The following is a 23861-nucleotide window of genomic DNA, read 5'->3' as shown; positions in this document are numbered from 1 at the left end:
ACGGGGGGAAGGGACGCTGCCGCGCCGTCGGTTCCATGCCTGCTGACAACTCATGATGCTGCTCATTTGCGCACCGCGCCGAAAGTGATGCCGCGCAGCAATTGCTTGCGAAGCAGGATGGTGAAGACCAGGATCGGCACCAGGAAGATCGTCGTGCCGGCTGCTACCGCCGGCCAGTCCTGGCCGCCTTCGCCGATGATGGTCGGGATGAAGGGCGGCGCGGTCTGCGCCGTGCCGGAGGTCAGGAGTGCCGCGAAGGCGTATTCGTTCCAGGCGAAGATCAGGCAGAAGATAGCGGTCGCGGCAATGCCGGTGGTGGCTTGCGGCAACACGGTGCGCCAGAAGGCCTGCAGCCGCGTATAGCCGTCGATCATCGCCGCTTCCTCATATTCGCGCGGGATCTCGTCGATGAAGCCTTTCAGCAGCCACACCGCCAGCGACACGTTGACGGCCGTGTAAAGCAGGATCATGCCGAGCGCCGTGTCGGACAGGCCAAGCTCGCGGTACATCAGGTAGATCGGAATGGCGACGGCGATCGGCGGCATGAAGCGCGTCGACAGGATGAAGAACAAGAGGTCGTCGGCCAGCGGCACCTTGAAGCGCGAGAAGCCGTAGGCCGACAGCGTGCCGAGAAACACCGCGCAGAAGGTCGAGCCGAAGGCGATGATCAATGAGTTGAGGAAGCGCGGCAGGAAGTTGGAAGGGCCGGCGATCACCATGTTGCGCTTGCGCGTGGTCTCGTCGCAGAAGCTCGTCGCCGGTCCCAGCGAGTTGATGTATTCCGGCGTCTGCCGCGTCCGCGTCGTGAACAGATTGCAGTAGCCTTCGAGGCTCGGCTGGAACAGGATCTTGGGCGGATAGGCGATCGAATCCGGCGGCGTCTTGAAGCTGGTGGCGAAGATCCACAGCAGCGGCACGATCGAGATCAGTGCATAGGCAATGATGATCGCGCCGGCGATGCGCTTCGAGTTGCTGCTCGGTGCGACGACCGAATGGGCTGTGGTCAGGCTCATCTCTGCTTCACCTTGTTGAGCGCCTTGACGTAGATGTTGGCCAGCCCGAACACTGCGACGAACAGGATGATGGCGAAGGCCGAGGAATAGCCGGTGCGCCAGCTTTCGAAGGCTTGCCGCTTCAGCGTGATCGAGGCGACCTCGGTGGTCGAGCCCGGCCCGCCGCCGGTCAACAGATTGACCATGTCGAACATCTTGAAATTCTCGATGCCGCGAAACAGCACCGCCAGCATGATGAAGGGCAGCGCCATCGGCAGGGTGATCGACCAGAACTGCCGCCAGTTGGAGGCGCGGTCGACCTCGGCCGCCTCATAGATGTATTCGGGAATGGAGCGTAAGCCCGCGAGGCAGATCAGCATCACGTAGGGCGTCCACATCCACGTATCGACGATGATGATCGACCACGGCGCCAGCGACACGTTGGAGAGCATCTGGATATCGGTCGGCGGGATCCTCGTGACGAACGAGATGGCATAGGCGAACAAGCCGATCTGCGGCTCGTAGAGGAAGCGCCAGAAATTGCCGACCACCGCCGGCGACAGCATCATCGGCACCAGGATCAGCGTCGTCCAGAAGGCATGGCCGCGGAACTTCCGGTCGATCAGCCAGGCCAGCGTGAAGCCGATCAGCGTCTGCAGCAGGATGGTCCAGAACACGAAATGCGCCGTCGTCTGCATGGCGATCCAGATATCCTTGTCGCCGAGGATGCGCTGGTAGTTGGCAAAGCCGAGGTTCTTCACCACTTCGTTCGGGCGGTTGGCGCGGTAGTTGGTGAACGACAGATAGATCGCCCAGAACAGCGGGAAGATGTTGATGGCGAGCAGCAACAGGATCGTCGGCGAGATGAACAGCCAGGCCAGGCCCTTGTCGCTGATGCCCCGGACTTTGCGGGCCAACGGTTCCGGGGTCGCCCGGGCAACGTTCTCCGCGGTCCGATTGAGCATGGTGAGTCCTGCTTCGGTCACTTGGTCGTCTCTGTCATGGAATTTATCTGAACCGCGTCCCGTGCCAAGGGCGGCACGGGACCAAGAGCATGATGCCGAAAAGTGTGCAGCGGTTTTCGGACGACATCATGCTCTCTCTCTTTTTATCCCTGGAGGCGGATGATTTCTGGTCGATTCGACCTGAAAATCATCCGCCTCCGGGGCCTAGCTCGGGAGGAGCCGATTACATCTTGCCGTCGTCCTCGAAGACCTGCGTCCAGTCCTTGACGAGGCCGTCGAGTGCGTCCTTGGCCGATCCCTGGCCGGCGACGACATAGTCGTGGAAGCGCTTCTGCGAGGCCTGCAGCAGCGGTGCGTAGCTGGGCTCGGCCCAGAAGTCCTTCACGATGGCCATCGAGTCGAGGAAGGTCTGCGCGTAGGGCTGGCTGGCCGGGAAGGCCGGATCCTTGACCACCGCGTTGAGGCAGGAATAGCCGCCGAGCGACCACCACTTGGACTGCACGTCCTTGTTGGCGAACCACTTGATGTATTTCAGCGCCGCTTCCTGCTTGTCGGAATAGGACACCACCGAGATGCCCTGGCCGCCGAGCTGGGCGAACTGCTCGCCGTCGGGACCCTTGGGATTGACGAAGTAGCCGATCTTGTCGCCGCCGACATTCTCGTCCTTTTGCAGGCCGGGCCATGTGAAGGCGAAGTTCATGTGCATCGCCACCTGGCCGGATTTGAAGGCATCGACACCTTCGCCCATGTAGCTGTTCGAGGCGCCGGGCGGTGTGCAGCAATCATAGAGCGCCTTGTAGAACTCCAGGCCCTTCACCGACTTGTCGGAATTGACGAAGCCTTCCATCTCATAGGGCTTCTTGGGGTTCTCGTACTGGAAGCCATAGCTGTAGAGCACGTCCATGGCGCCCATGGTGATGCCTTCAGAGCCGCGCTCGGTATAGATCGAGGCGCCGTAGACGGTCTTGCCGTCGATCTCACGCTTCTGGAAGAACTCGGCGACCTGCTTCAGCTGGTCGAAGGTGGCCGGCGGGCCGAGATCCCAGCCGTACTTCTCCTTGAATTCCTTCTGCAGTTCCGGCTTGGAGAACCAGTCCTTGCGATAGGTCCAGCCGACGACGTCGCCCATGGCCGGCAACGCCCAGTAGTTCGGCGTGTTCTTCGGCCATTCCGAATAGCCGACGACGGTTGCCGGTACGAAGTCGTCCATGCTGATCTTCTCCTTGTCGAAGAAGTCGTTCAGCTTGACGTAGTGGCCGTTCTCGGCGGCGCCGCCGATCCACTGGCTGTCGCCGATGATCAGGTCGCACAGCTTGCCGTGCGAATTCAGCTCATTGAGGAACCGGTCGGCATAGTTGGTCCACGGCACGAACTCGAATTTCATGCCGATGCCGGTTTCCTTGGTAAAATCCTTGGACAGTTCGACAAGCGCGTTTGCCGGGTCCCAGGCGGCCCAGCAGAGCGTCAGGTCTTCAGCGTGCGCGACGTTCGAGACGGCTGTCGACGCTGTAATCGCCGAGGTCAGTCCCAGCGCCAGTTTCAAACTCGATTTCATATCTTCCTCCCATTTGCGAAACGCGCCGGATGACGGTTTCAAGAGCCTTCAAACCCTCTCCTCAGGGGGCCCAAACATAGCGGCGCAACAGCGTCGCGGATGTTTAGTAATTTGTTTAGTGATGCAATTTTTACTAAACAAGGCAAGCGAATTCGTTGCTGCGCCGCAGCATGCTTATGGCGATGTCTGAAAACGTTGGGAAAAGCGCTGGTCGGCTACGGCCTGGCGGTCGTCGGTGGAGCGGCCTGCTGACCATGGTGCGCGAGGAAGCGCGGCTGGGCACGGTGCGCTGGAACCCGTTTTCCCGCACCCGGCTTTGAATTGGCGTTGGTGCGATAAGTTGCGCGGCCACCACCACCGCTGATATGCGGACGCGATGACCACAAAACCCCTGCCGGAGCTTCCGGTATCCGCCGTGCTGCCGGCGCTGAGCGAAGCGCTCGGCCATGGCAACAGCGCCGTGCTGGTGGCGCCGCCCGGCGCCGGCAAGACGACGCTGGTGCCGCTGGCGCTGCTCGACGCGTCCTGGCTGGGGGTCGGCAAGATCGTTCTGCTCGAACCGCGCCGGCTCGCCGCCCGCGCCGCCGCCCGCCGCATGGCGCAATTGCTTGATGAGGAGCCCGGCGCCACCGTCGGCTATGCCATGCGCATGGAAAACCGCACCTCGGCAAAGACCAGGATATTGGTCGTCACCGAGGGCGTGCTGGCACGGATGATCCTCGACGATCCCGAACTGCCCGGCGTCTCGGCGGTGATTTTCGACGAATTCCACGAGCGTTCGCTCGACGGCGATTTCGGTCTGGCATTGGCGATCGACGTGCAGGGCGCGCTGCGGCCGGATCTGCGGCTGCTGGTGATGTCGGCGACGCTCGATGGCGCGCGCGTCGCGAAGCTGCTGTCGGGCGCCCCGGTAATCGAGAGCGAGGGCCGCGCCTTTCCTGTCGATGTGCGTTACGACGAGCGGTCGGCGGGCACCACCATCGAAGACGCCATGGCCAAGGCGATCCGCGCCGCCCTTGCCGACGAGAGCGGCAGCGTGCTCGCCTTCCTGCCCGGCCAGCGCGAGATCGAACGCACCGCCGAGCGGCTGGCCGACAGGATCAGTGCCGATACCGACATCGTGCCGCTCTACGGCATGCTCGACGGCAAGGCGCAGGACGCGGCGATCAAGCCGGCGCCGCCAGGCCGCCGCAAGGTGGTGCTGGCCACCTCGATCGCCGAGACCTCCATCACCATCGACGGCGTGCGCGTCGTCATCGATTCCGGCCTGTCGCGGCTGCCGCGCTACGAGCCGGCGAGCGGCCTTACCCGGCTGGAGACCGTGCGCGTCAGCAAGGCTTCCGCCGACCAGCGCGCCGGCCGTGCCGGCCGCACGCAGCCTGGCGTCGCCATCCGGCTGTGGCGGGCCGAGCAGACGGCCGCACTCCCCGCCTTCACGCCACCCGAAATCCTTGAGGCCGACCTGTCCGGCCTGCTGCTCGACTGCGCCGCTTTCGGCGTCGCCGATCCGACAGGGCTCGCCTTTCTCGATCCGCTGCCGGCGCCAGCGCTCAACGAGGCTCGGGCGCTGCTGCGCGCGCTGGATGCCATAGACGAGGATGGGCGCCTGACGGATGCGGGTATGGCGATGCGCAAGCTCGCTCTGCCCGTGCGGCTTGCGCATATGGTCGCCGAGGCAGCCGAGAGCGGTCACGCCCATGAGGCGGCCATGCTTGCCGTGCTGCTCACCGAACGCGGCCTTGGCGGTGATGGCGCCGACCTAGAGCGACGGTTGATGCGCTTTCGCCAGGAAAGATCGCCGCGCGCCACCGCCGCGCGCCAGCTCGCCGAACGGCTGGCGAGGCAGGCATCTTCACCCTCCCCCTTGTGGGGAGGGTCGATCCGCGAAGCGGAGCGGGGTGGGGGTCGGCCGAGCGCGGCACCCCCACCCCGTCTCCCTCGTCTTGCTGCGCAAGGCGCGCTCGCCGACCCTCCCCTCAAGGGTGCCGGCCCTCTGCTCGTCCATGCCTGGCCGGATCGCGTCGCCAAGGCGCGCGGCGAGCGCGGCCGTTTCGTACTGGCCAATGGCTCGGGCGCCATGCTCGACGCAGCCGACCCGCTGGCGGGTGAGCCGTTTCTGGTCGTCGCCGATTTGCAGGGCAAGGCGCAGAACGCGCGCATCACGGCGGCGGCGGCAATCAGCGAGGACGATGTCCGCGCCGCGCTCGCGGACAAGATCGAAACACGAAGGCAAACGAGCTTCGACCGCGACAAGCGCGCGGTGCGCGTGCGCGAGGCCGTTCGCCTTGGCGCCATCACGCTTGCCGAACGCATGCTGCCGCCGCCAACCGGCATCGATGCCGATCGGGCCATCCTTGATGCGGTGCGCGAGCACGGGCTGTCGCTGCTGACCTGGAGCAAGGAGGCGCAAACGCTGCGCCAGCGGCTTGGCTGGCTGCATCGCGGCCTTGGCGCGCCCTGGCCCGATATGGCGGATGCCGCCCTCATCGAGCGTCTCGACGACTGGCTGCTGCCGTTCCTGTCCGGCGCGGCATCCTTTGCCGCCATCGATGCGGGCGTTGTCTCGGCCGGACTGGCCACACTCGTGCCGCACGATCTGCAGCGCAGGATCGACACGCTGGCGCCGACCCATTTCGACGCCCCGTCGGGCAGCCATGTGCCGATCCGCTATGACGGCGAATGGCCGGTGCTGGCGGTTCGCGTGCAGGAGCTGTTCGGTCTCGACCGCCATCCCGCCATCGCCAATGGCAGCGTGCCGCTGACGCTCGAACTCCTGTCGCCGGCGCACCGGCCGATCCAGACGACGCGCGACCTGCCCGGCTTCTGGCGCGGCTCCTGGGCCGATGTGCGCGCCGACATGCGCGGCCGCTATCCCAAGCATGTCTGGCCGGAAAATCCGCTTCTCGCCGCCGCCACCGCCCGGGCAAAACCCAGAGGTACCTAGCGCTTGCCGTCCCGCGGCTGTATTTCATGGTCATGATCAGCGTTTTGCGTTCGCCCGATTTCCAGCAGAGTCAGAGACTGCGCCTCAACACGCTGATCCGGCTGCGCTGGCTTGCCATCGTCGGTCAGAGCGTTGCGGTTCTCGTCGTTGCCTATGGCCTGAAGTTTCCGCTGCCGGTCAGCCTCTGCTTTGCCCTGATCGCCTGTTCGGCCTGGATGAACCTGTTTCTCGCCTTCCGTTTTCCGGCGGCGCACCGGCTCACTCCGCTCGCGGCCTTCGGCATCCTCATCTTCGACAGCCTGCAGCTTGCCGGCCTGCTCTACATGACCGGCGGCCTCACCAACCCGTTCTCGCTGCTGATGACCGTGCCCGTCGTCATTTCGGCGACCTCGCTGCCCCTGCGCCTGACCGCCATCCTCGGCGGGCTGGTGATGTCGGCGGCGACCTTGCTGGTCTTTGTCCATCTGCCGCTGCCCTGGCATGAAGGCGCGCCGCTGGAGATGCCCTTCATCTACGTCGCCGGTATGTGGATGGCGGTGCTGTCCTCGATCGCCTTCACCGCCATATACGCCTTCCGGGTGGCCGCCGAAGCACGGCTTCTGGCCAATGCGCTCGCCGCCACGGAGTTGGTGCTGCAGCGCGAGCAGCATCTTTCGGCGCTCGACGGGCTGGCCGCCGCGGCCGCGCACGAACTTGGGACGCCGCTCGCCACCATCGCGCTTGTCGCCAAGGAGATGGAAAAGGCCCTCGGCAACGATCTGAAATACGGGGAAGACGTGAAGCTGCTTCGCTCGCAGAGCGAGCGCTGCCGCGAAATCCTCAAGCGCCTGACCAGCCTGTCCTCCGAGGGCGAAGCGCATCTTTCGCGGCTGCCGTTGACCTCGCTGGTCGAGGAGGTCACCGCGCCGCATCGCGACTTCGGCATCTCGATCAAGCTTCGGCCTGGCGAACGCATCGGGCCCGAGCCGGTCGGGCGCCGCAATCCGGGCGTCATCTACGGCCTCGGCAATCTGGTCGAGAACGCCGTCGACTTCGCCCGCAAGAGCGTCACCGTCGGCTGGAGCTGGAACGAGGCCACCGTCACCTTCTCGATCATCGATGACGGACCGGGCTTTCCGGCCGAGATCATCGACCGCATCGGCGAGCCCTATATGTCGACGCGCCAGGGCAATGAAGGCGGCGGCGGCCTGGGGCTCGGCCTGTTCATCGCCAAGACTTTGCTCGAACGCTCTGGCGCGACGCTCGATTTCCGCAATTCGAGCGGCCTGGGCGAGGGCGCCGTGGTACAGATATCGTGGCCGCGTGGTGTGTTCCTCAATCCGGAAATCACTTCGGCCAGCATGTTCGACACCGCCTGAGAGCCTTGAAGGAGCTCTAAAAATTGGACAATGAGGCTCGGGAACTATATCTGCGTAAAATTAAGGCAGCAGGAATTTTGAGACTATGACAGGCGACGAAAATATTGGCGCAATGGTTGAAGGCGAGGACACCTCGCTGCTCATCGTCGATGACGACAAGCCGTTCCTTACGCGTCTGGCCCGCGCCATGGAAACCAGGGGATTCGTGGTCGAGACGGCCGAGAGCGTCGAGGAGGCGGTTGCCAAGGCGCGCGCCAATCCGCCCGCCTACGCCGTGGTCGACATGCGGCTTGGCGATGGCAACGGCCTCGACGTGGTCGCGGTCATCCGCGAAAAGCGCGACGATTCCCGCGCCATCATCCTTACCGGCTACGGCAACATCGCCACCGCGGTGACCGCGGTGAAGCTTGGCGCCGTCGATTACCTCTCCAAGCCCGCCGACGCCGACGATATCTTCGCGGCACTCACCCGCACCGCCGGCGAGCGCGCGGCGCCTCCGGAAAACCCGATGTCGGCCGACCGCGTCCGCTGGGAGCATATCCAGCGCGTCTATGAAATGTGCGAGCGCAATGTCTCAGAGACAGCGCGCCGGCTCAACATGCATCGCCGCACCTTGCAGCGGATACTAGCCAAGCGCGCGCCACGCTGAGAGACTGCTTGGAAACTCTACTCTGGCGGCCATCTGATGGCGTTTTCTGCGCTTCCGTTGCTCACGGACCAAATGTCCGCTGCGCTACGGTTCTCGAAACCGCCACCATATGACTCGCCAGAGCGAATTTCGAAACAGTCTCTGGGGCGCGGAACACAGTCCGATGCTTGCTCCACTGCCGGAGTTTGAGCATCATCGCGAGTGACGCGGCTTAACGGAGGCGACATGCGGGATTTGAAGCAGCGGCCGGTTTCCGTCTTCCGCGAATTCCTCGATAGTGAAGCGGCCGGCGGTATCGTCCTGATGGCGGCGGCGGCACTGGCTCTCATCGTCGCCAATTCGCCGCTGGCCGAAACCTACTTTTCCGCGCTCCACGCCTATCTCGGCCCGCTCAGCGTGTCGCACTGGGTCAATGACGGGTTGATGGCGGTGTTCTTCCTGCTCGTCGGGCTGGAGATCAAGCGCGAGATGCTGGATGGCCAGCTCTCCACCTGGCCCCGGCGCGCATTGCCCGGCATCGCCGCCGCCGGCGGCATGGTGGTTCCGGCGCTCGTCTATGTCGCCATCAACCGCGACAATACGGCGGCACTGTCGGGCTGGGCGATCCCGACCGCCACCGACATCGCCTTCGCGCTCGGCGTGCTGTCGCTGCTCGGCAGCCGCGTGCCGGCTTCGCTGAAGGTGTTCCTCACCGCGCTGGCCATCATCGATGATCTCGGCGCCGTCATCATCATCGCCATCTTCTACACCAGCGGTCTGTCGCTCACCTATCTCGGCGCCGCTTTCGCCGTCATCGCCGCGCTCGTCGTGCTCAACCGCATGCGAGTGATGACGTTGGTGCCCTACCTTGTGCTCGGCGCCATCCTGTGGGTGCTGGTGCTGAAATCGGGCGTCCATGCGACGCTTGCCGGCGTCGCGCTGGCGCTGACCATTCCGCTCGAACGCTCCGCCGGGATCGGCCACGATCTCGACCATTCGCCGCTGCACCGGCTCGAGCACGGCCTGCACAAGATAGTGCCCTTTGTCGTCATCCCGATCTTCGGCTTCGCCAATGCCGGCGTTTCGCTCGCCGGCCTCAGCTTTGGCGCGCTGATCGAGCCGTTGACGCTGGGTGTCGCCGCCGGCCTCGTGGTCGGCAAGCTGGTCGGCGTGTTCGGCTCCTCGGCGCTTGCCATCCGGTTCGGTCTTGCCGATCTGCCCGCCAACGCCGGCTGGGTGCACATGATCGGCATCTCGCTGCTGTGCGGCATCGGCTTCACCATGAGCCTGTTCATCGGCCTGCTCGCCTTCGCCAGTGACGTGGCATTGCAGGACGCGGTCAAGGTCGGCATCCTCGCCGGCTCCTTCATCGCCGCTATTCTGGGTGCCGCCGTGCTTTTGATGGCCCCGGCCGAGCGTGGGCTGGAAGAGGGTGAAGGGTAAGGCGATACCTACTCGCTCTCACCCTCGAGCGCCGGCACCGACACGCCGGCAAGTTCAGCCGCCAGCAGCCGTGAAGCGCCGGCCCGCGCGATCCGCAGCATCAGCGCCTTGCGCGTGGCCGCCGCCATGCGGTGCTCCGGCGCATCGCGCATGATTTCGGCGCCGTAGCCGTCGGAGAGGATAAAGCCGCACTCTTCGGGAAATATCTCCGAGGGCACGCCGGGATGGGTGGCGAAGAAGAAGCGGTCGGAGTGCAGCCGGTAGTCGGGCCATTTGCGGTCGACCCTGAAATCCTCGATCGAGGATTTGATCTCGATGATCCAGATGTCGCCCTGCCGGGTCAGCGCGACGAGGTCGGCACGGCGGCCGGTGGCCAGCGACAGTTCGGGCAGCACATGCGCGCCCATCTCCATGAGCAGCCGCTGCACGCCGCGCCGCACCAGCATGGCGCGTTCGGACTGGCGACCGTCGATGAGAGGGTTGATTTGGATGGGAGAGATGATCGGCATGACGGCAGCATGCCAGATTTTGTTCACGGTTTGAACCCCGCCCGCGGGGCGATTGACAAACTCGGCGGAATAGGAATATAATCCTCGAACAATCAACTGCCGACAGAGGGACGCGACGTCATGCCCCAAACGCCATGGGAAGTGCTGCTGATGAGCCTGCGTTGGGTCGCATTTCTGATTGCTGCCTTCCCATCTGCGAGGAACGGTCCAAAGAATCCCGATGCCCTGGATCGCTCCAAAGAAACCGCACCATCCCCATGCGCGATTCATATCAGCGCACCCGGATTCGCCAACTCGGCGACGAGCCAAGAAGTGGCCGGCGCATGCCGGTGGGACGGCATTGCCGAAGCCGCGTCGGCCACTGCGGCGATTTTTGGGGGTATGCCGCCCCACCAGACTAGCATCGGGAGACAAAAGGCGAGGGCTTTGGTAAAAACCGTACCGTCGAAGTCCGGAAGGCGGCTCTGGCTCACCGCCCCGTTTCATTCCATCCGAGGAATGGCGTCCTTGCTTGCCTGCGCCTCGGCATTCAGCAGCGCTTCATGCAGGTGCCCGGAGCGGTCACAGCAAGGCGATTTTATATTTGACAGACTCCGGCCCACTGCAGCGCCACGTTCGTTCCCCCTGATGACTCCCGCCCAGCGGCAGGCGCATAGCCTCTCTTTAAATTAGCTAGCGCGCATATAACGGAAAGGTGGTATTTTAGGAGGCAGCCGGAGCTCCCCCCTTACACCCCGCTCCGGTCAGGCCCGGTAGCGGTCCACCCAAAGGAAAGGCCACCGGGCCGCCGTCTTCCATCAACAGCTGGAAAATGGGGCCAAAGTCCGAGGTTCATACGCAAAAATCCGACAGTTCCGGAAATGTCCATTGGACGTACCGCCACTTTAGTCAGTCGACAGGTAAGTCGCGTCGACCCGCCCCATCAAAGGTAATGCCGGTCATCAGGATGACAACTCGCCCCCGCGCCTCAAATGTATATTCGTCGCCAAAATGGCCGACGCGGATGCCGGTGAGACAACATTGCCTAATCGCGTCGGCCATCTGCGGCGGATTTGGGATTGCCGCCTTTCAAGTTTAGCGCGGCTCAAAAGGTGGGCAATGCGCCTGGCTGCTTGGTTATGATCGTACAATCGAATGCCCATGTGCCTTTTTGCAACCAACCCATGGCCCGCTGGTTGACCCAATGCCGGGTTGATCCCCTGGCACTCCAGAGACTGCCCGCCGCCCCACAGCGGCGGGCCTTTTTTGCCCTGATCGGAAGTCTAGCCGACAGCGACGGCGCAGGCCCGACGAATGCGACTTCTTGTTTGCCGGCCTCGGTCAGAAGCGGATCCAGAAGGATCTGCGGAAACACCTGCGGCGCCAGTAACCGTGACGCCAATAGCGACGGCAAACCCGTCTCCACCCGCGACGGCGGCGATGCCACCTGCGATGCCGCACGAGCTCGATGCCGTCTTGGACGTCAGGACCATCCTGGTCGAGAATATCGTCGGACGGTTTGTCGAGTTCATCGAGAATGCCGGGTCCCGTATTCGGGATGCCGGCCAACGCAGTGGCGGGGCGCGCAAGTGCGACCACGGTCGCGGCCCCCGCCATTCCAAGCATTCCAGTCAGGAACAATCGCCGATCCATGCCAACCTCCATCGTTGATCATTGCGACAAGGATGAAATAGTGCGGTCGATTGACGCGCCCAGATATCGAAGGAAATTGTGCCGATCGAATTGCCGTGCGGCCGGCGGCGGACCTTTTTAGCGCCTGCTCGACAATCCGTGCGCCAAGGCGCCGCTCGATCATGGTCGATGCGAAGTCCTTATGCAGGGGCCGAAGCACCCTTGTCGCTGAGCAACGTCGCCCCCGCCATGTCATCAAGGATCGGGCAATCCGGCCTTTCGTCGCCATGGCAGGCGTGGATCAGCTTCTGCAAGGTCGAGCGCATCGACTGCAGTTCGCGCACCTTCTCCTCGATCGCCGCGACATGGGCGGCGGCGATCTCGCGCACGTCGTGGCTGGCGCGGCCGCGGTCCTTGTAAAGCGCCATCAGCTGCCGGCAATCATCGATGGAAAAGCCGAGATTGCGCGCGCGGCGCAAAAAGGTCAGCCGGTGGATGTCGTCTCCGGAATAGTCGCGGTAGCCGTTGGCGGCGCGCGCCGGGGCGATCAGGCCGATCTCTTCATAGTAGCGGATGGTCTTGGCCGGCAGGCCGGAGCGGTGGGCGGCGTCACCGACATTCATGATGGTTCTCCTCGATTCCTGGCGAAGCCGTGGGCCCGGTCATTGAATTTCCTCCACAATCCTGTGAGGGCTGTTGCCGAAATGCCATAGTAGTGCGCTTACCAGCACGTCAACTCCGGCATATAGGCATCGCGCGCTTGGCAAGCAAAGCAAATGCCAGCATGAATGATTGAGAGAAAGCGGCCGACTCGTGCCGCCGAAGTTGGGGCGGGGCACCGGATCACCTGATGCGCATGAAGTCGTTTGCTATCGTCGCCGCACTGGCGCTGTCCACTGCTATCGCCGGTTGCAGCACCATCGGCTCGCGGATTTTCTCCAACGACTACGGCGCCGTCACCGACGCCGGTTACCAACTGCCGCGCATCCCGATCGAGAAAGTGCCGATGAAGTACCATCGGCAGGAAGTGAACTACGACAGCCCGGAAAAACCGGGCACCATCATCGTCGATACGCAAAACAAGTTCCTCTACTTCATCGAAGATGACGGAAGGGCAATTCGCTACGGCATCGGCGTCGGCCGTGAAGGATTCGAGTGGCATGGCACCGCCCACATCGCGCTGAAGCGCGAATGGCCGACCTGGACGCCGCCGCGGCAGATGATCCAGCGCCAGCCCGAACTGGAAAAGTTTGCCAGCGGCATGGAGCCGGGCCTGAAGAACCCGCTCGGTGCGCGCGCCATGTACCTGTTCAACAAGGGCGGTGACTCGGGCTATCGCCTGCATGGCAGCCCGGAATGGAATTCGATTGGCAAAGCGATGTCGTCGGGCTGCATCCGCCTGATGAATCAGGACATTATCGACCTCTATGACCGCGCCTCGGTCGGCGCCAAGGTCATTGTTCTTTAGATCATGATTCCGAGAAAGCGGTATCGGTTCTCGGGAAAATCATGATCGGATAGAGGCAGCTTTCATACGCGGACCGTCTAGGCAACAACGGACGTCCCAAACAAAAAACCGGGCAATTTGGCCCGGTTTTTTGTTTTTTGCGATGGATCGAGTTTGTTAGCCGGCAAGACGGCGAGTTGAACGGTCAGGAGACCTGCTCGACCTGCTGCACTTCCGGCACGAAGTGACGCAGAAGGTTCTGGATGCCGTGCTTCAGCGTCGCCGTCGATGACGGGCAGCCGGCGCAGGCGCCTTTCATGTGCAGGAACACCGTGCCGTTCTCGAAGCCGCGGAAGGTGATGTCGCCGCCATCCTGGGCGACCGCCGGGCGCACCCGCGTATCGAGCAGTTCCTTGATGGTGATGACCAGTTCCTCGTCGGCCTTGTCGTAGAACTCGCCGGTCAGGCTGGTCTCGGCGGCAGGACCGGCCTTGGCCATGACAGGCGCGCCGGACATGAAATGCTCCATGATGGCGCCGAGGATCGCCGGCTTCAGATGCTGCCAGTCGGGGCCGTCCTTGGTCACGGTGATGAAGTCATAGCCGAAGAAAACACCGGTAACGCCGGGAATCTCGAACAGCCGGCCCGCCAGCGGCGAGGCAAGTGCGGCGCTGTCGGCATCGCGGAAATCGGCGGTGCCTTCCAGAAGCACTTCCTTGCCGGGCAGGAATTTCAGCGTCGCCGGATTTGGCGTCGATTCGGTCTGGATGAACATGGCCATCTCCGTGCCCGTTTCGGGCAGCTAGTTTGGAATAATTCTAAATAGGCTCAATCGGCTGGACATTCAAGCGAAACGCATCGCCGGAATGGCTGGCTGGCGGAATGTTTTTGCGCGCCTCGGTAGGTGCTCGAAGGTGTGTCGAGATTCAGGTCAGGCCGGCATCACCCCGACATCGATACATCTCAGGCGAGGCTGTCGATCTCCTCGTCCGAAAGATTCTGCGGCACGACCGTCACCGGGATCGGGAAGGCGGCACCCTTGCCGGCCACGGCGCCGACCAGCGGCCCCGGGCCTTCCTTGCCCGCACCGGCGGCCAGCACCAGGATGGCGATGTCCTGGTCTTCCTCGATCAATTTGTGGATCTCTTCCGTCGGCTTGCCTTCGCGCACCACCATCTCCGGCTCGATGCCAAGCTTCTGGCGCACCTTGCTGGCATAGCTGTCGAGTGCTGCGCGCGCCGTGGCGGTCGCCTCCTCGCGCATGATCTTCTCGACGCCCAGCCAGTGCTGGAAATCATCCGGCTCGATGACATAGAGCAGCACCAGCGTGCCGCTGGTGCTCTGCGCCCGCTTCGAGGCGTAGGCGACTGCGCGCTCACACTCCGGCGTGTCGTCGATGATCGCCAGGAACTTGCGGCGATGGCCGGCTTCGCGGCTGAGGCGTTTGGAGACCATGTCTTCTACTCGGTGTTACTGAGGCCGTAATCTGCCACCGCCACGGACCGGCGGCAAGCCGCCGGCCTTGGGGCAGTATGGTGCAGTGCGGCAGCGAGATCAGGCCTGCAGCAACCCGATGATGTCGCGGACCGTCTTCATCGTCGCTTCGGCCAGCACGCCGGCGCGCTCGCCGCCGTCCTTGAGCACCGCGTCGACATAGGTGCGGTCGTCGGAAATGCGGCGCATCTCGCTGGCGATCGGCGCCAGTCTTTCCACCGCAAGGTCTGCCAACGCCGGCTTGAACACCGAAAACTGCTGGCCGGCGAACTCCTTGAGCACATCCGCCTTCGACATCTCGGCGAGGCCAGCATAGATGCCGACCAGGTTTTCCGCCTCGGGCCGGGCGGCCAGACCGTCCAACTCGCTCGGCAACGCTTCCGGGTCGGTCTTGGCCTTGCGGATCTTCTTCGAGATGGCGTCGGCATCGTCGGTCAGGTTGATGCGCGACAGGTCCGACGGATCCGACTTCGACATCTTCTTCGAGCCGTCGCGTAGCGACATGATGCGCGCCGCCGGCCCGCCGATGACCGGCTCGGTCAGCGGGAAATAACCGTTCACGGTCTCTTCGCCGACCTGCATCTCGACGCCGACGCCAAGACCGGCGATGCGGCCGGAGAAGTCGTTGTTGAATTTCTGCGCGATGTCGCGGGTCAGCTCCAGATGCTGCTTCTGGTCCTCACCCACCGGGACATGCGTTGCACGATAGAGCAGAATGTCGGCAGCCATCAGGCTCGGATAGGCAAGCAGGCCGAGCGACGCGTTCTCGCGGTCCTTGCCGGCCTTGTCCTTGAACTGCGTCATGCGATTCATCCAGCCGATGCGCGCCACGCAATTGAAGATCCAGGCAAGCTCCGCATGCTGCATCACACGCGACTGGTTGAAGACGATGTGCTTCGTCGGGTCGATTCCCGAGGCCAGGAACGCAGCGGTGATCGACCGCGTCTGGTCGGCGAGGTCTTCATAAACGAGTTGGGCGGTCAGCGAATGCAGGTCGACGACGCAATAGATGCAGTCGGAAGTGTCCTGCAGGGCGACGAATTTCTTGATGGCGCCGAGATAGTTGCCGAGATGCAGATTGCCGGTCGGCTGGACGCCGGAAAAGACGAGTGGCTTGAAGGCGGTCATGGTTTCCTCATGGCTTGTGGAGGGCCGTTTCGCGCGCGGCGAAAGTCTTGCGACGGCGCGCTTATGAACGAGAGTGTGGAGCGGATCAAGAGGTTCGGTGATCGCGGCGGAGCAATTGCGTCAGGTCGGATTGCTTGTTCCCATGTTGTTGGGAGCGCGCTTATAGCGCTGGTCTCTTGACCTGCCAGCTTGGCGCCGCCCCTCATTGTCCTGCCGGACATTTCCCGTATAGAGACGGAGAGAAAGAGCCCGTCATCACCGGTTTCGCTAATCGCCAGCGCTGCAGAAACGCGCCGCGTTGCGGTCAGCTACTTTCTCCCCGTTTACGGGGAGAAATGCCCGGCAGGGCAATGAGCGCAGACATCGGCATTCATGATAGAGTGGGACCTATTCTGCATACGATCTGATGAAAAATAAATGCCCGTCGACATCAACATCGAAGCAGCTTTGAAGCGCCGCGCCCTCGAGACGCCGCTGGAAACAGCGGCGCGGCTTCGGGCCGAATTCGGAATCGAACTTAGCAAGCAAGTCGCGAGCCACTGCGAACCCGGTCTACGACGAGTTGTCTGGCGAAGACTGATGCTTGTCGACGGGGTCAATACAGTTGGGCTCACGGATCTGGAGACTGTTCCTTGACAGGGGGCGTGCCCTTCCGCCCAACATTGCGCCGGATCATGCCGAAGTCGGCGCCGCCGGTGGCAAATGCGGTGATGAAGTAGAGCAGCGCTCCGCCGGCGACCAGCGACAGCAGCGTCGTCGCCTTGACGACCAGCGGCGAGCCGGGTCCGAGCCTGACGGCGAACCAGTGCTCGGCGAAATAGAGCGCCGCCCCCATCACCACCGCCGACAGCACCAGCCGTGGAATGCGTTTCATCAGCGGCACGTCGCGGCCCCAATGGCCGCGCCGGATCAAGACGCCGAGCAGCATCAGCGCGTTGACCCAGCCGGCGACGGCCGAGGCCACCGCGATGCCGGGCGCGCCCATCCGGGGGAACAGCGTCAGCGCCGTCGTCACGTTCACCGCCACCGAGATGGCGGCAAAAATCATCGGCGCGCGCGTGTCCTCGCGGGCGAAATAGCCCGGGGTGAACGCCTTGATCAGCACGAAGGCCGGCAGGCCGAGGCCGAAGATCGCCAGGATCGCCGCCACCGTCGGTGTCGAACCGTTGGCGGCAAACGCGCCGCGCTCATAGACCAGCCGCACAATCGGTTCCGACATCACCCAGAGCGCGGCTGCAGCCGGCAGGGTCAGAAACAGCGTGAACTCGACCGAGCGGTTCTGCAGGTTGGCCGCTTCGATCAGATTGCCCGACTTCAGCGCCCGCGACAGTTCGGGCAACAGCACGATCGCCACCGCCACGCCGACCACGCCGAGCGGCAACTGGTAGATGCGGTCGGCATAGGCAAGCGAAGAGACAGCGCTGTTTTGCGCCGAGGCGATCGCCGTGCCGATCAGCTGGTTGATCTGAGTGATGCCGCCGGTGATTGCCGCCGGCAGCGCCAGGATCAGCAGCCGCTTGACAGCGGGCGTCATTTTCGGACGGCGGAAGCCGATCGAGATGCCCGCATGGCGCACCGCCACCCAGACGATCGCCAGTTGCACCAGCCCGGCGGCAAGCACGCCCCAGGACAGCCCGTAGCCGACGGTGAGTGCGTCGGAGCCCTTGTACCAGGCATAGGCGAGCACGCTGATCAGGATGACGTTGAGGAACACCGGTGCCACTGCCGCTGCGAAATAGCGGCGCAGCGAATTCAGCATGCCCGCCATCATGGCGCCCAGCGACATGCAGATCAGATAGGGGAACATGATCGTCGCCAGCGTCACCGTGGTGTCGAATTTCCCCGGTGTGCCGGCAAAACCCGGCGCCACCAGGTAGCGCACGATCAGCGGCATCGACAGTTCCATGATGATCGTCAGCGCCAGCAGCGCCGTGAACAGCACACCGAACACTTCCTCGGAAAAGCGCTTGGCGCCGTCGGTGCCGTGGGTCTCGATCTCCTTCGCGAACAGCGGCACGAAGGCGGCGTTGAAGGCGCCCTCGGCGAACAGCCGGCGAAACGTGTTGGGAAACTGGAAGGCGGCGTTGAAGGCGTCGGCGACCGGTCCGGTGCCGAGTGCGGCCGCCATCAGCATCTCACGGCCGAAGCCGAGCGCGCGGCTCATCAGCGTGCCGGAAGCGACCGTTGCAAATTTCTTGACGAGGCTCATGCGTTTGGAGACTGCCTGCGGGATAAGGACAAAGTGATGGCGGCGGTCACTCGGCCGCCGCCCTGGCCTTGCCGCCGCGTTCGGGCACGATGCCTTCGAGCGTTGCCATCAGCCGGTTGCGGATGGTGGCGATGCGGGCCGGGCTGTCGATCTTCTGGCCGGTGAGGTCGGTGACATAGAAGGTGTCGATGACCTTCTCGCCGAAGGTGGTGATGTGGGCCGATGCGATGTCGAGCGACAGGTCGGAAAGCGTTCCGGTGATCTCCGACAGCAGCCCCGGCCGGTCCAGGCCCTCGACCTCGACGACCGAAAAACGGTTCGACAGCGTGTTGCGGATTTCGGCGCGCGGCGGGATCTTGAACACCTTGGCGCCGCGCCGCGGCTTGGTGCGCTTCTCGATCATCTCCGGCAGCCAGCTCTTGCCAGACAGCACGTCCTCGATCAGCCGGCCGACGCGCTCGGCGCGCCGGCGCTCGTCCTCATCGCGGTCGAATTCTCTGCTGATCAGGATGGTGTCCAGGGCACGGCCGTCCGACGTCGTGAATATCTGTGCGTCGACGATGTTGCCGCCGGCTCCGGCGCAAGCCCCGGCGATGACCGAGAGCAGGCGGGGGTGGTCCTGCGCCAGCACGGTGATTTCGGTCACTGCCTCGAACTGGTGGGTCATGACCATGGTGGCGAGCTTCTTGCCCGCCACATCAGCCTCGCGGATGAACTCGGCATGGCGCAGCTGGTCGGCGAGATCGACGGTCAAAAGGTAGTTCTCGTAGTGCTGGCCGACATAGCGCTTGCGAGCCTTGTCCGGCCAACTGGCAAGTGCCTCGGCGAGACGCTCTCGCGCCGCCGCCGTGCGCTGGGCGCGCGACACTTCCGAAAAGCCGCCGGTCAAAAGCAGTTCGGTCTCGTAGTAGAGCGTGCGCAGCAACTGGCCCTTCCAGCCGTTCCAGACACCGGGTCCAACGCCCCTGATGTCGCAGACGGTCAGGATCAAAAGCAGCTTCAGCCGCTCGACCGACTGCACGATCGCGGCGAAATCCTCGATGGTCTTGCGGTCGTTGAGGTCGCGGGTCTGCGCCGTCATCGACATCACCAGGTGGTTCTCGACCAGCCAGGCAACGGTTTCGGTATCGGCCGGCGACAGCCCCATATGCGGGCAGATGCGCCGCGCGATCCTGGCACCGGCCTCGGAATGATCTTCAGGTCTGCCCTTGGCGATGTCGTGCAGCAGCACGGCGACATAGAGCGCCTCGCGGCTCTTCTTCAGCCCCGGCATCAGCGTGTGCGAGAGGGGATGGACCTTTTCGCCGTCGCCGCGCTCGATCTCGGCCAGCACGCCGATGCAGCGGATCAGGTGCTCGTCCACCGTGTAGTGGTGGTACATCGAGAACTGCATCATGGCGACGATCTTGCCGAAATCCGGGATCAGTCTGCCGAGCAGCCCAGCCTCGTTCATGCGGCGCAGATTGAGTTCGGCATTGCGGTCCGAGGTCAGGATGTCGAGGAACAGCCGGTTGGCCTCCTCGTCGCGCCGCAACGACTTGTTGACCAGGCCGAGCGAGCGGGTCAGCAGCTTCAGCGCATCGGGGTGGAACTCCAGGCCGTGCTTGTCGGCAAACCAGAACAATCTCAAAAGATTGACCGGATCGCGTTCGAACACCTGGTCGTCGGCGATGTTGATGCGGTGGTTGTCGACAATGAAGTCCGACGTGCCGGCCAGCTTGCGCTTGCGGCGCGAGAAGGTGAGGAAGATACGGTTGAAGCCCGGCACGTGCTTGGCCTGCTCTTCTTCGAGCGCGGCGCAGAAGATGCGGGTCAGGTCGCCGACATCCTTGGCGACGAGGAAATAGTGCTTCATGAAGCGCTCGACCGCCGACAGGCCGGGGTGAGTGGTGTAGCCGAGCCGTTCGGCGATCTCGCGCTGAATGTCGAAATGCAGCCGTTCCTCGGCCTTGCCGGTGAGGAAATGCATGTGGCAACGCACCGCCCACAGGAAATCCTCGGCCTTCTGGAACTCCCGGTATTCGCCCTCGGTGAAGACGCCCTTGTCGACCAGTTCCTGGCCGGTGCGCACCCGGTAGAAATATTTGCCGATCCAGAACAGCGTCTGCAGATCGCGCAGGCCGCCCTTGCCGTCCTTGACGTTGGGTTCGACGAGATAGCGGCTTTCGCCGGCCTTGGCATGGCGGTCGTCGCGTTCGGCAAGCTTGGCCTGGACATATTCGGGACCGGTCGTGCGCACCACCTCATGGTCGAAGCGCAGCATCAGCTCGTCATAGAGTTTTTCCTCGCCCCACAGGAAACGCGCTTCGAGGATCGAGGTGCGGATGGTGACGTCGGTGCGCGACAGGCGCAGGCATTCGTCGATGTTGCGGGTGGCGTGGCCGACCTTGAGCCCCAGGTCCCACAGCATGTAGAGCATGTATTCGACGGTCTGCTCGCCCCATGGCGTCTGCTTGTAGGGCAGCAGGAACAACAGGTCGATGTCGGACCCAGGCGCCAGCGTGCCGCGGCCATAGCCGCCGACGGCGACGACGGCCATGCGCTCCGCCGAAGACGGGTTCTTGACCCGGTAGACATGGGTGACGGCGAAATCGTAGAGCGCCCGGATGATCTCGTCCATGAGATGCGACAGCCGCGCCGCGCAGGCACTGCCGCCGCCGTCGTCCCGCAGCATGCGTTCGGCAATGGCGCGCCCGTCGGCCAGCCGCCCCTTGAGCAGCTGGAGCACACCGCTGCGCGCCGCCTGTCCGGAGCCGTCGCCTGCCTTGGCCGCGGTCTGCGCGGTCATCTCGCGGCGCAAGGCTTCGCCGTCGATCAGTTCGTCGAGCTTCAGGGAGATTCTTGCCATATGTCCGGGTCGGCCTCGCCTTTTCGGCGGCGTCTATAGCGCGTTTTCGCGGCGCTGGGTATGGGGCGGGAGGACGAGTCTCCGCGCGGACATTCGACACCCGCCGCCACAAAATCAAAACCGGCCCTTGACCTTCCAGTTACTGGAAGCCCTATCTCCGCGTCGCACACCGACCCATCGAGGCATTTTTCGCATGACGCATTCCGATCACGATCATCACGCGCATGGCGGCTGCTGTTCAGTAAAGGGCGCAGCACCTGCCGCACAGGCCGTCGTCCGCGACCCGGTCTGCGGTATGACCGTCGACCCGGCCGCCGGCAAGCCGACGGCCGAGCATGATGGCCATCTCTATCATTTCTGCAGTCAAGGCTGCCGCACGAAATTCGTCGCCGAGCCGGAAAAATTCCTGACGGCCACCGATCCGGTCTGCGGCATGAGCGTCGACCGTGCGACAGCCAGGCACTTTGCCCGCCACGAGGGTCAGGGTTTCTACTTCTGCTCCGCTGGCTGCCAGGCGAAATTCGAAGCGGAGCCGCAAAAATATCTCGGCGACAGGCCGGCGCCCCAGGAGATGCCCAAGGGCACGCAATACACCTGCCCGATGCATCCCGAAATCGTCCGTGACAAGCCCGGCGCCTGCCCCATCTGTGGCATGGCCCTGGAGCCGATGGGCGTGCCGACAGGCGATGAAGGGCCAAATCCCGAACTGGTCGATTTCACCAGGCGGCTCTGGGTGAGCGCGGCCCTGTCGGTCCCCCTTCTGATCATAGCTATGGCGCCCATGCTCGGCCTGACGTTTGAAGGCCTGGTCGAGGATCGGACAAAGGTCTGGATCGAGCTGGTACTGGCAAGTCCGGTGGTGCTTTGGGCTGCCTTCCCCTTCTTTCATCGCGGCTGGGATTCGATCCTCAACCGCAGCCCCAACATGTGGACCCTGATCTCGTTAGGCGTAGGTGCTGCCTATTTCTACAGCGTCGTCGCCACGCTGTTTCCGGACATTTTTCCGCATCAGTTCCGCGGCCATGGCGGTGCGGTGCCGGTCTATTTCGAGGCTGCCGCCGTCATCGTCGCGCTGGTCTTCCTCGGCCAGGTATTGGAGCTGCGTGCCCGTGAAAAAACCGGATCGGCGATCCGCGCCTTGCTTGATCTCGCGCCGAAGACCGCGCGGCTGATCGTCGCCGACGGTTCCGAAAGCGATGTGCCGCTTGACGCGGTCAAGGCCGGCGATCGCCTGCGCATCCGTCCCGGCGACGCGGTGCCGGTCGACGGCACGGTGCTGGAAGGCCGTTCCTCGGTCGACGAATCGATGATCACGGGTGAACCGTTGCCGGTCGAAAAGACTGAAGGCGATGCCTTGACCGGCGGCACGCTCAACAGACAAGGTTCGCTGATCATGCGCGCCGAGCGGATCGGCTCCGAGACGACGCTGGCGCGCATTGTCGAGCTCGTCGCCAAGGCACAACGCTCGCGCGCCCCGATTCAAGGGTTGGCCGATCGCGTTTCTTTCTACTTTGTGCCGACCGTCGTCCTTGTCGCGATCGCCGCTTTCATCGCCTGGGCCGTGATTGGACCCGAACCGAGCCTGATCTTTGCCATCGTCTCGGCTGTGTCGGTGCTGATCATCGCTTGCCCCTGTGCGCTCGGCCTCGCCACGCCGATGTCGATCATGACCGCCACTGGGCGCGGGGCGCACGCCGGCGTACTGATCAAGGAAGCCGCCGCGCTCGAACGCTTCGCCTCCGTCGACACACTGATCGTCGACAAGACGGGTACGCTGACCGAGGGCCGGCCGAAACTGACCGATGTCGTTGCGGCAAACGGCTTTTCCGAAGACGAATTGCTGGCGCTTGCCGCGGGTTTGGAAAAAGGCTCGGAGCATCCGCTGGCCGAAGCCATCGTCGAAGGCGCCGCCACGCGCGGTGTGACCGTTGCCGAGGCCAGCGGCTTCGAGGCGGTCACCGGCAAGGGCGTTTCCGGCACGGTGTCGGGAAAGAAGGTCGCGCTCGGCAATGCCGCGATGATGGCCGATCTAGGGATCGACACCGGGTCAGTCTCGGCTAGGGCCGAGGCACTGCAGACCGAAGGCAAGACGGCGATGTTCGTCGCCGTCGGCAACAGACTGGCCGGCCTTGTCGCTGTCGCCGACCCGGTCAAGGCGACCACCGCCGAGGCAATCAAGGCGCTGCATGACAGCGGCTTGAGGATCATCATGGCGACCGGCGACAATGAACGCACGGCCAACGCCATCGCCAGAAGCCTCGGCATCGATGAGGTTCGCGCAGGCCTGCTTCCGGAACAGAAGGCGGCCCTCGTCGAGGAACTGCGCGCCAAAGGCGCGGGCGTCGCCATGGCCGGCGACGGCGTCAACGACGCACCCGCGCTTGCCGCCGCCGATGTCGGCATCGCCATGGGCACCGGTGCCGATGTCGCGGTCGAAAGCGCCGGCATCACGCTGGTCAAGGGCGACCTCAACGGCATCGTGCGGGCGCGCACGCTGGCCCAGGCGACGATCCGCAACATCCGCCAGAACCTGTTCTTCGCCTTCCTCTACAATGTGCTTGGCGTGCCGGTCGCCGCCGGTGTGCTCTATCCGCTCACCGGCACGCTTTTGTCGCCGATGCTGGCTGCGGCGGCGATGAGCCTGTCCTCGGTGTCGGTGATATCAAACGCCCTGCGGCTGAGAACATTGAAACTCTGATCCAAGCTCCCAAATACGAAACCTACCCAACA

18 protein-coding genes are annotated in these 23861 nt (G+C 63.8%); 8 read left to right on the top strand and 10 right to left on the bottom strand.

The annotated features are described in order from the left end of the window. Nucleotides 1-62: 62 nt before the first annotated feature. The 3 genes from NKH19_RS08285 to NKH19_RS08275 all read right to left on the bottom strand — a co-directional run bounded on the left by NKH19_RS08285 (nt 63) and on the right by NKH19_RS08275 (nt 3512). Nucleotides 63-1013 carry a carbohydrate ABC transporter permease gene (locus NKH19_RS08285; RefSeq protein ID WP_352869009.1) on the bottom strand — a complete coding sequence of 317 codons (951 nt, stop codon included), beginning with the start codon at nt 1011-1013 and terminating at the stop codon, nt 63-65. Beyond that, nucleotides 1010-1957 carry a carbohydrate ABC transporter permease gene (locus NKH19_RS08280; protein ID WP_032901495.1) on the bottom strand — a complete coding sequence of 316 codons (948 nt, stop codon included), beginning with the start codon at nt 1955-1957 and terminating at the stop codon, nt 1010-1012. Before NKH19_RS08280 ends, NKH19_RS08285 begins: the two co-directional genes overlap by 4 nt. 223 nt (nt 1958-2180) lie before the next feature. Continuing rightward, entirely contained in the window at nt 2181-3512 is a 1332-nt protein-coding gene (locus tag NKH19_RS08275) for an ABC transporter substrate-binding protein (protein WP_352663014.1), read from the bottom strand. Between the two features lie 376 nt (nt 3513-3888). Here NKH19_RS08275 and hrpB point away from each other — a divergent pair, with 376 nt between their 5' ends. The 4 genes from hrpB to nhaA all read left to right on the top strand — a co-directional run bounded on the left by hrpB (nt 3889) and on the right by nhaA (nt 9885). After that, nucleotides 3889-6456: an ATP-dependent helicase HrpB gene (hrpB, locus tag NKH19_RS08270; RefSeq protein WP_352982090.1), complete on the top strand. Its 2568-nt coding sequence runs from the start codon at nt 3889-3891 to the stop codon at nt 6454-6456. 26 nt (nt 6457-6482) lie between these two features. After that, the gene (locus NKH19_RS08265) at nt 6483-7814 is read left to right on the top strand and encodes an ActS/PrrB/RegB family redox-sensitive histidine kinase (RefSeq protein WP_352869002.1); all 1332 of its coding nucleotides are present in this window, start codon (nt 6483-6485) and stop codon (nt 7812-7814) included. 85 nt (nt 7815-7899) lie between these two features. After that, nucleotides 7900-8463, top strand: a complete 564-nt coding sequence (locus NKH19_RS08260; RefSeq protein WP_352982089.1) for an ActR/PrrA/RegA family redox response regulator transcription factor — start codon at nt 7900-7902, stop codon at nt 8461-8463. Between the two features lie 225 nt (nt 8464-8688). Beyond that, the gene (gene nhaA, locus NKH19_RS08255) at nt 8689-9885 is read left to right on the top strand and encodes a Na+/H+ antiporter NhaA (protein ID WP_352868999.1); all 1197 of its coding nucleotides are present in this window, start codon (nt 8689-8691) and stop codon (nt 9883-9885) included. Between the two features lie 8 nt (nt 9886-9893). Here nhaA and NKH19_RS08250 read toward each other — a convergent pair whose 3' ends face one another. Continuing rightward, nucleotides 9894-10394, bottom strand: coding sequence for an MmcB family DNA repair protein (locus NKH19_RS08250; RefSeq protein ID WP_352869159.1), 501 nt, complete (start codon nt 10392-10394; stop codon nt 9894-9896). A 1431-nt stretch (nt 10395-11825) separates the two neighbouring features. Here NKH19_RS08250 and NKH19_RS08245 point away from each other — a divergent pair. Continuing rightward, nucleotides 11826-12044, top strand: coding sequence for a hypothetical protein (locus NKH19_RS08245; protein ID WP_352868996.1), 219 nt, complete (start codon nt 11826-11828; stop codon nt 12042-12044). Between the two features lie 161 nt (nt 12045-12205). On the opposite strand, the gene cueR is transcribed toward NKH19_RS08245, so the two are convergent. Continuing rightward, nucleotides 12206-12628 carry a Cu(I)-responsive transcriptional regulator gene (gene cueR, locus NKH19_RS08240; protein WP_352868993.1) on the bottom strand — a complete coding sequence of 141 codons (423 nt, stop codon included), beginning with the start codon at nt 12626-12628 and terminating at the stop codon, nt 12206-12208. 227 nt (nt 12629-12855) lie between these two features. Here cueR and NKH19_RS08235 point away from each other — a divergent pair, with 227 nt between their 5' ends. Further along, the gene (locus NKH19_RS08235; protein WP_352868990.1) at nt 12856-13473 is read left to right on the top strand and encodes a L,D-transpeptidase; all 618 of its coding nucleotides are present in this window, start codon (nt 12856-12858) and stop codon (nt 13471-13473) included. A gap of 184 nt (nt 13474-13657) precedes the next feature. Here NKH19_RS08235 and NKH19_RS08230 read toward each other — a convergent pair whose 3' ends face one another. The 3 genes from NKH19_RS08230 to trpS form a co-directional block, all read right to left on the bottom strand. After that, the gene (locus NKH19_RS08230) at nt 13658-14227 is read right to left on the bottom strand and encodes a NifU family protein (RefSeq protein WP_352868987.1); all 570 of its coding nucleotides are present in this window, start codon (nt 14225-14227) and stop codon (nt 13658-13660) included. A gap of 188 nt (nt 14228-14415) precedes the next feature. Then, nucleotides 14416-14907, bottom strand: coding sequence for a universal stress protein (locus NKH19_RS08225; RefSeq protein ID WP_352634367.1), 492 nt, complete (start codon nt 14905-14907; stop codon nt 14416-14418). Between the two features lie 99 nt (nt 14908-15006). Then, entirely contained in the window at nt 15007-16074 is a 1068-nt protein-coding gene (gene trpS, locus NKH19_RS08220; protein ID WP_352868984.1) for a tryptophan--tRNA ligase, read from the bottom strand. Nucleotides 16075-16491: 417 nt separating this feature from the next. On the opposite strand from trpS, the gene NKH19_RS08215 reads away from it, so the two are divergent. Further along, nucleotides 16492-16710 carry a hypothetical protein gene (locus tag NKH19_RS08215; protein WP_352868982.1) on the top strand — a complete coding sequence of 73 codons (219 nt, stop codon included), beginning with the start codon at nt 16492-16494 and terminating at the stop codon, nt 16708-16710. Here NKH19_RS08215 and murJ read toward each other — a convergent pair. Together murJ and NKH19_RS08205 are read right to left on the bottom strand one after the other, a co-directional pair. Further along, nucleotides 16685-18283: a murein biosynthesis integral membrane protein MurJ gene (gene murJ / locus NKH19_RS08210; protein WP_352868979.1), complete on the bottom strand. Its 1599-nt coding sequence runs from the start codon at nt 18281-18283 to the stop codon at nt 16685-16687. The two genes, NKH19_RS08215 and murJ, sit on opposite strands and share 26 nt — an antisense overlap. Before the next feature lie 46 nt (nt 18284-18329). Next, nucleotides 18330-21131, bottom strand: a complete 2802-nt coding sequence (locus tag NKH19_RS08205) for a [protein-PII] uridylyltransferase (protein ID WP_352868976.1) — start codon at nt 21129-21131, stop codon at nt 18330-18332. A gap of 193 nt (nt 21132-21324) precedes the next feature. On the opposite strand from NKH19_RS08205, the gene NKH19_RS08200 reads away from it, so the two are divergent. Further along, nucleotides 21325-23829, top strand: coding sequence for a heavy metal translocating P-type ATPase (locus NKH19_RS08200; RefSeq protein WP_352868973.1), 2505 nt, complete (start codon nt 21325-21327; stop codon nt 23827-23829). Nucleotides 23830-23861: the final 32 nt, after the last annotated feature.

This window comes from Mesorhizobium sp. M1338, from assembly GCF_040318045.1.
Classification (GTDB): Bacteria; Pseudomonadota; Alphaproteobacteria; order Rhizobiales; family Rhizobiaceae; genus Mesorhizobium.
The sequence above is the reverse complement of the archived record's forward strand: the minus strand, read 5'-3'. Positions and strand labels throughout refer to the sequence as shown.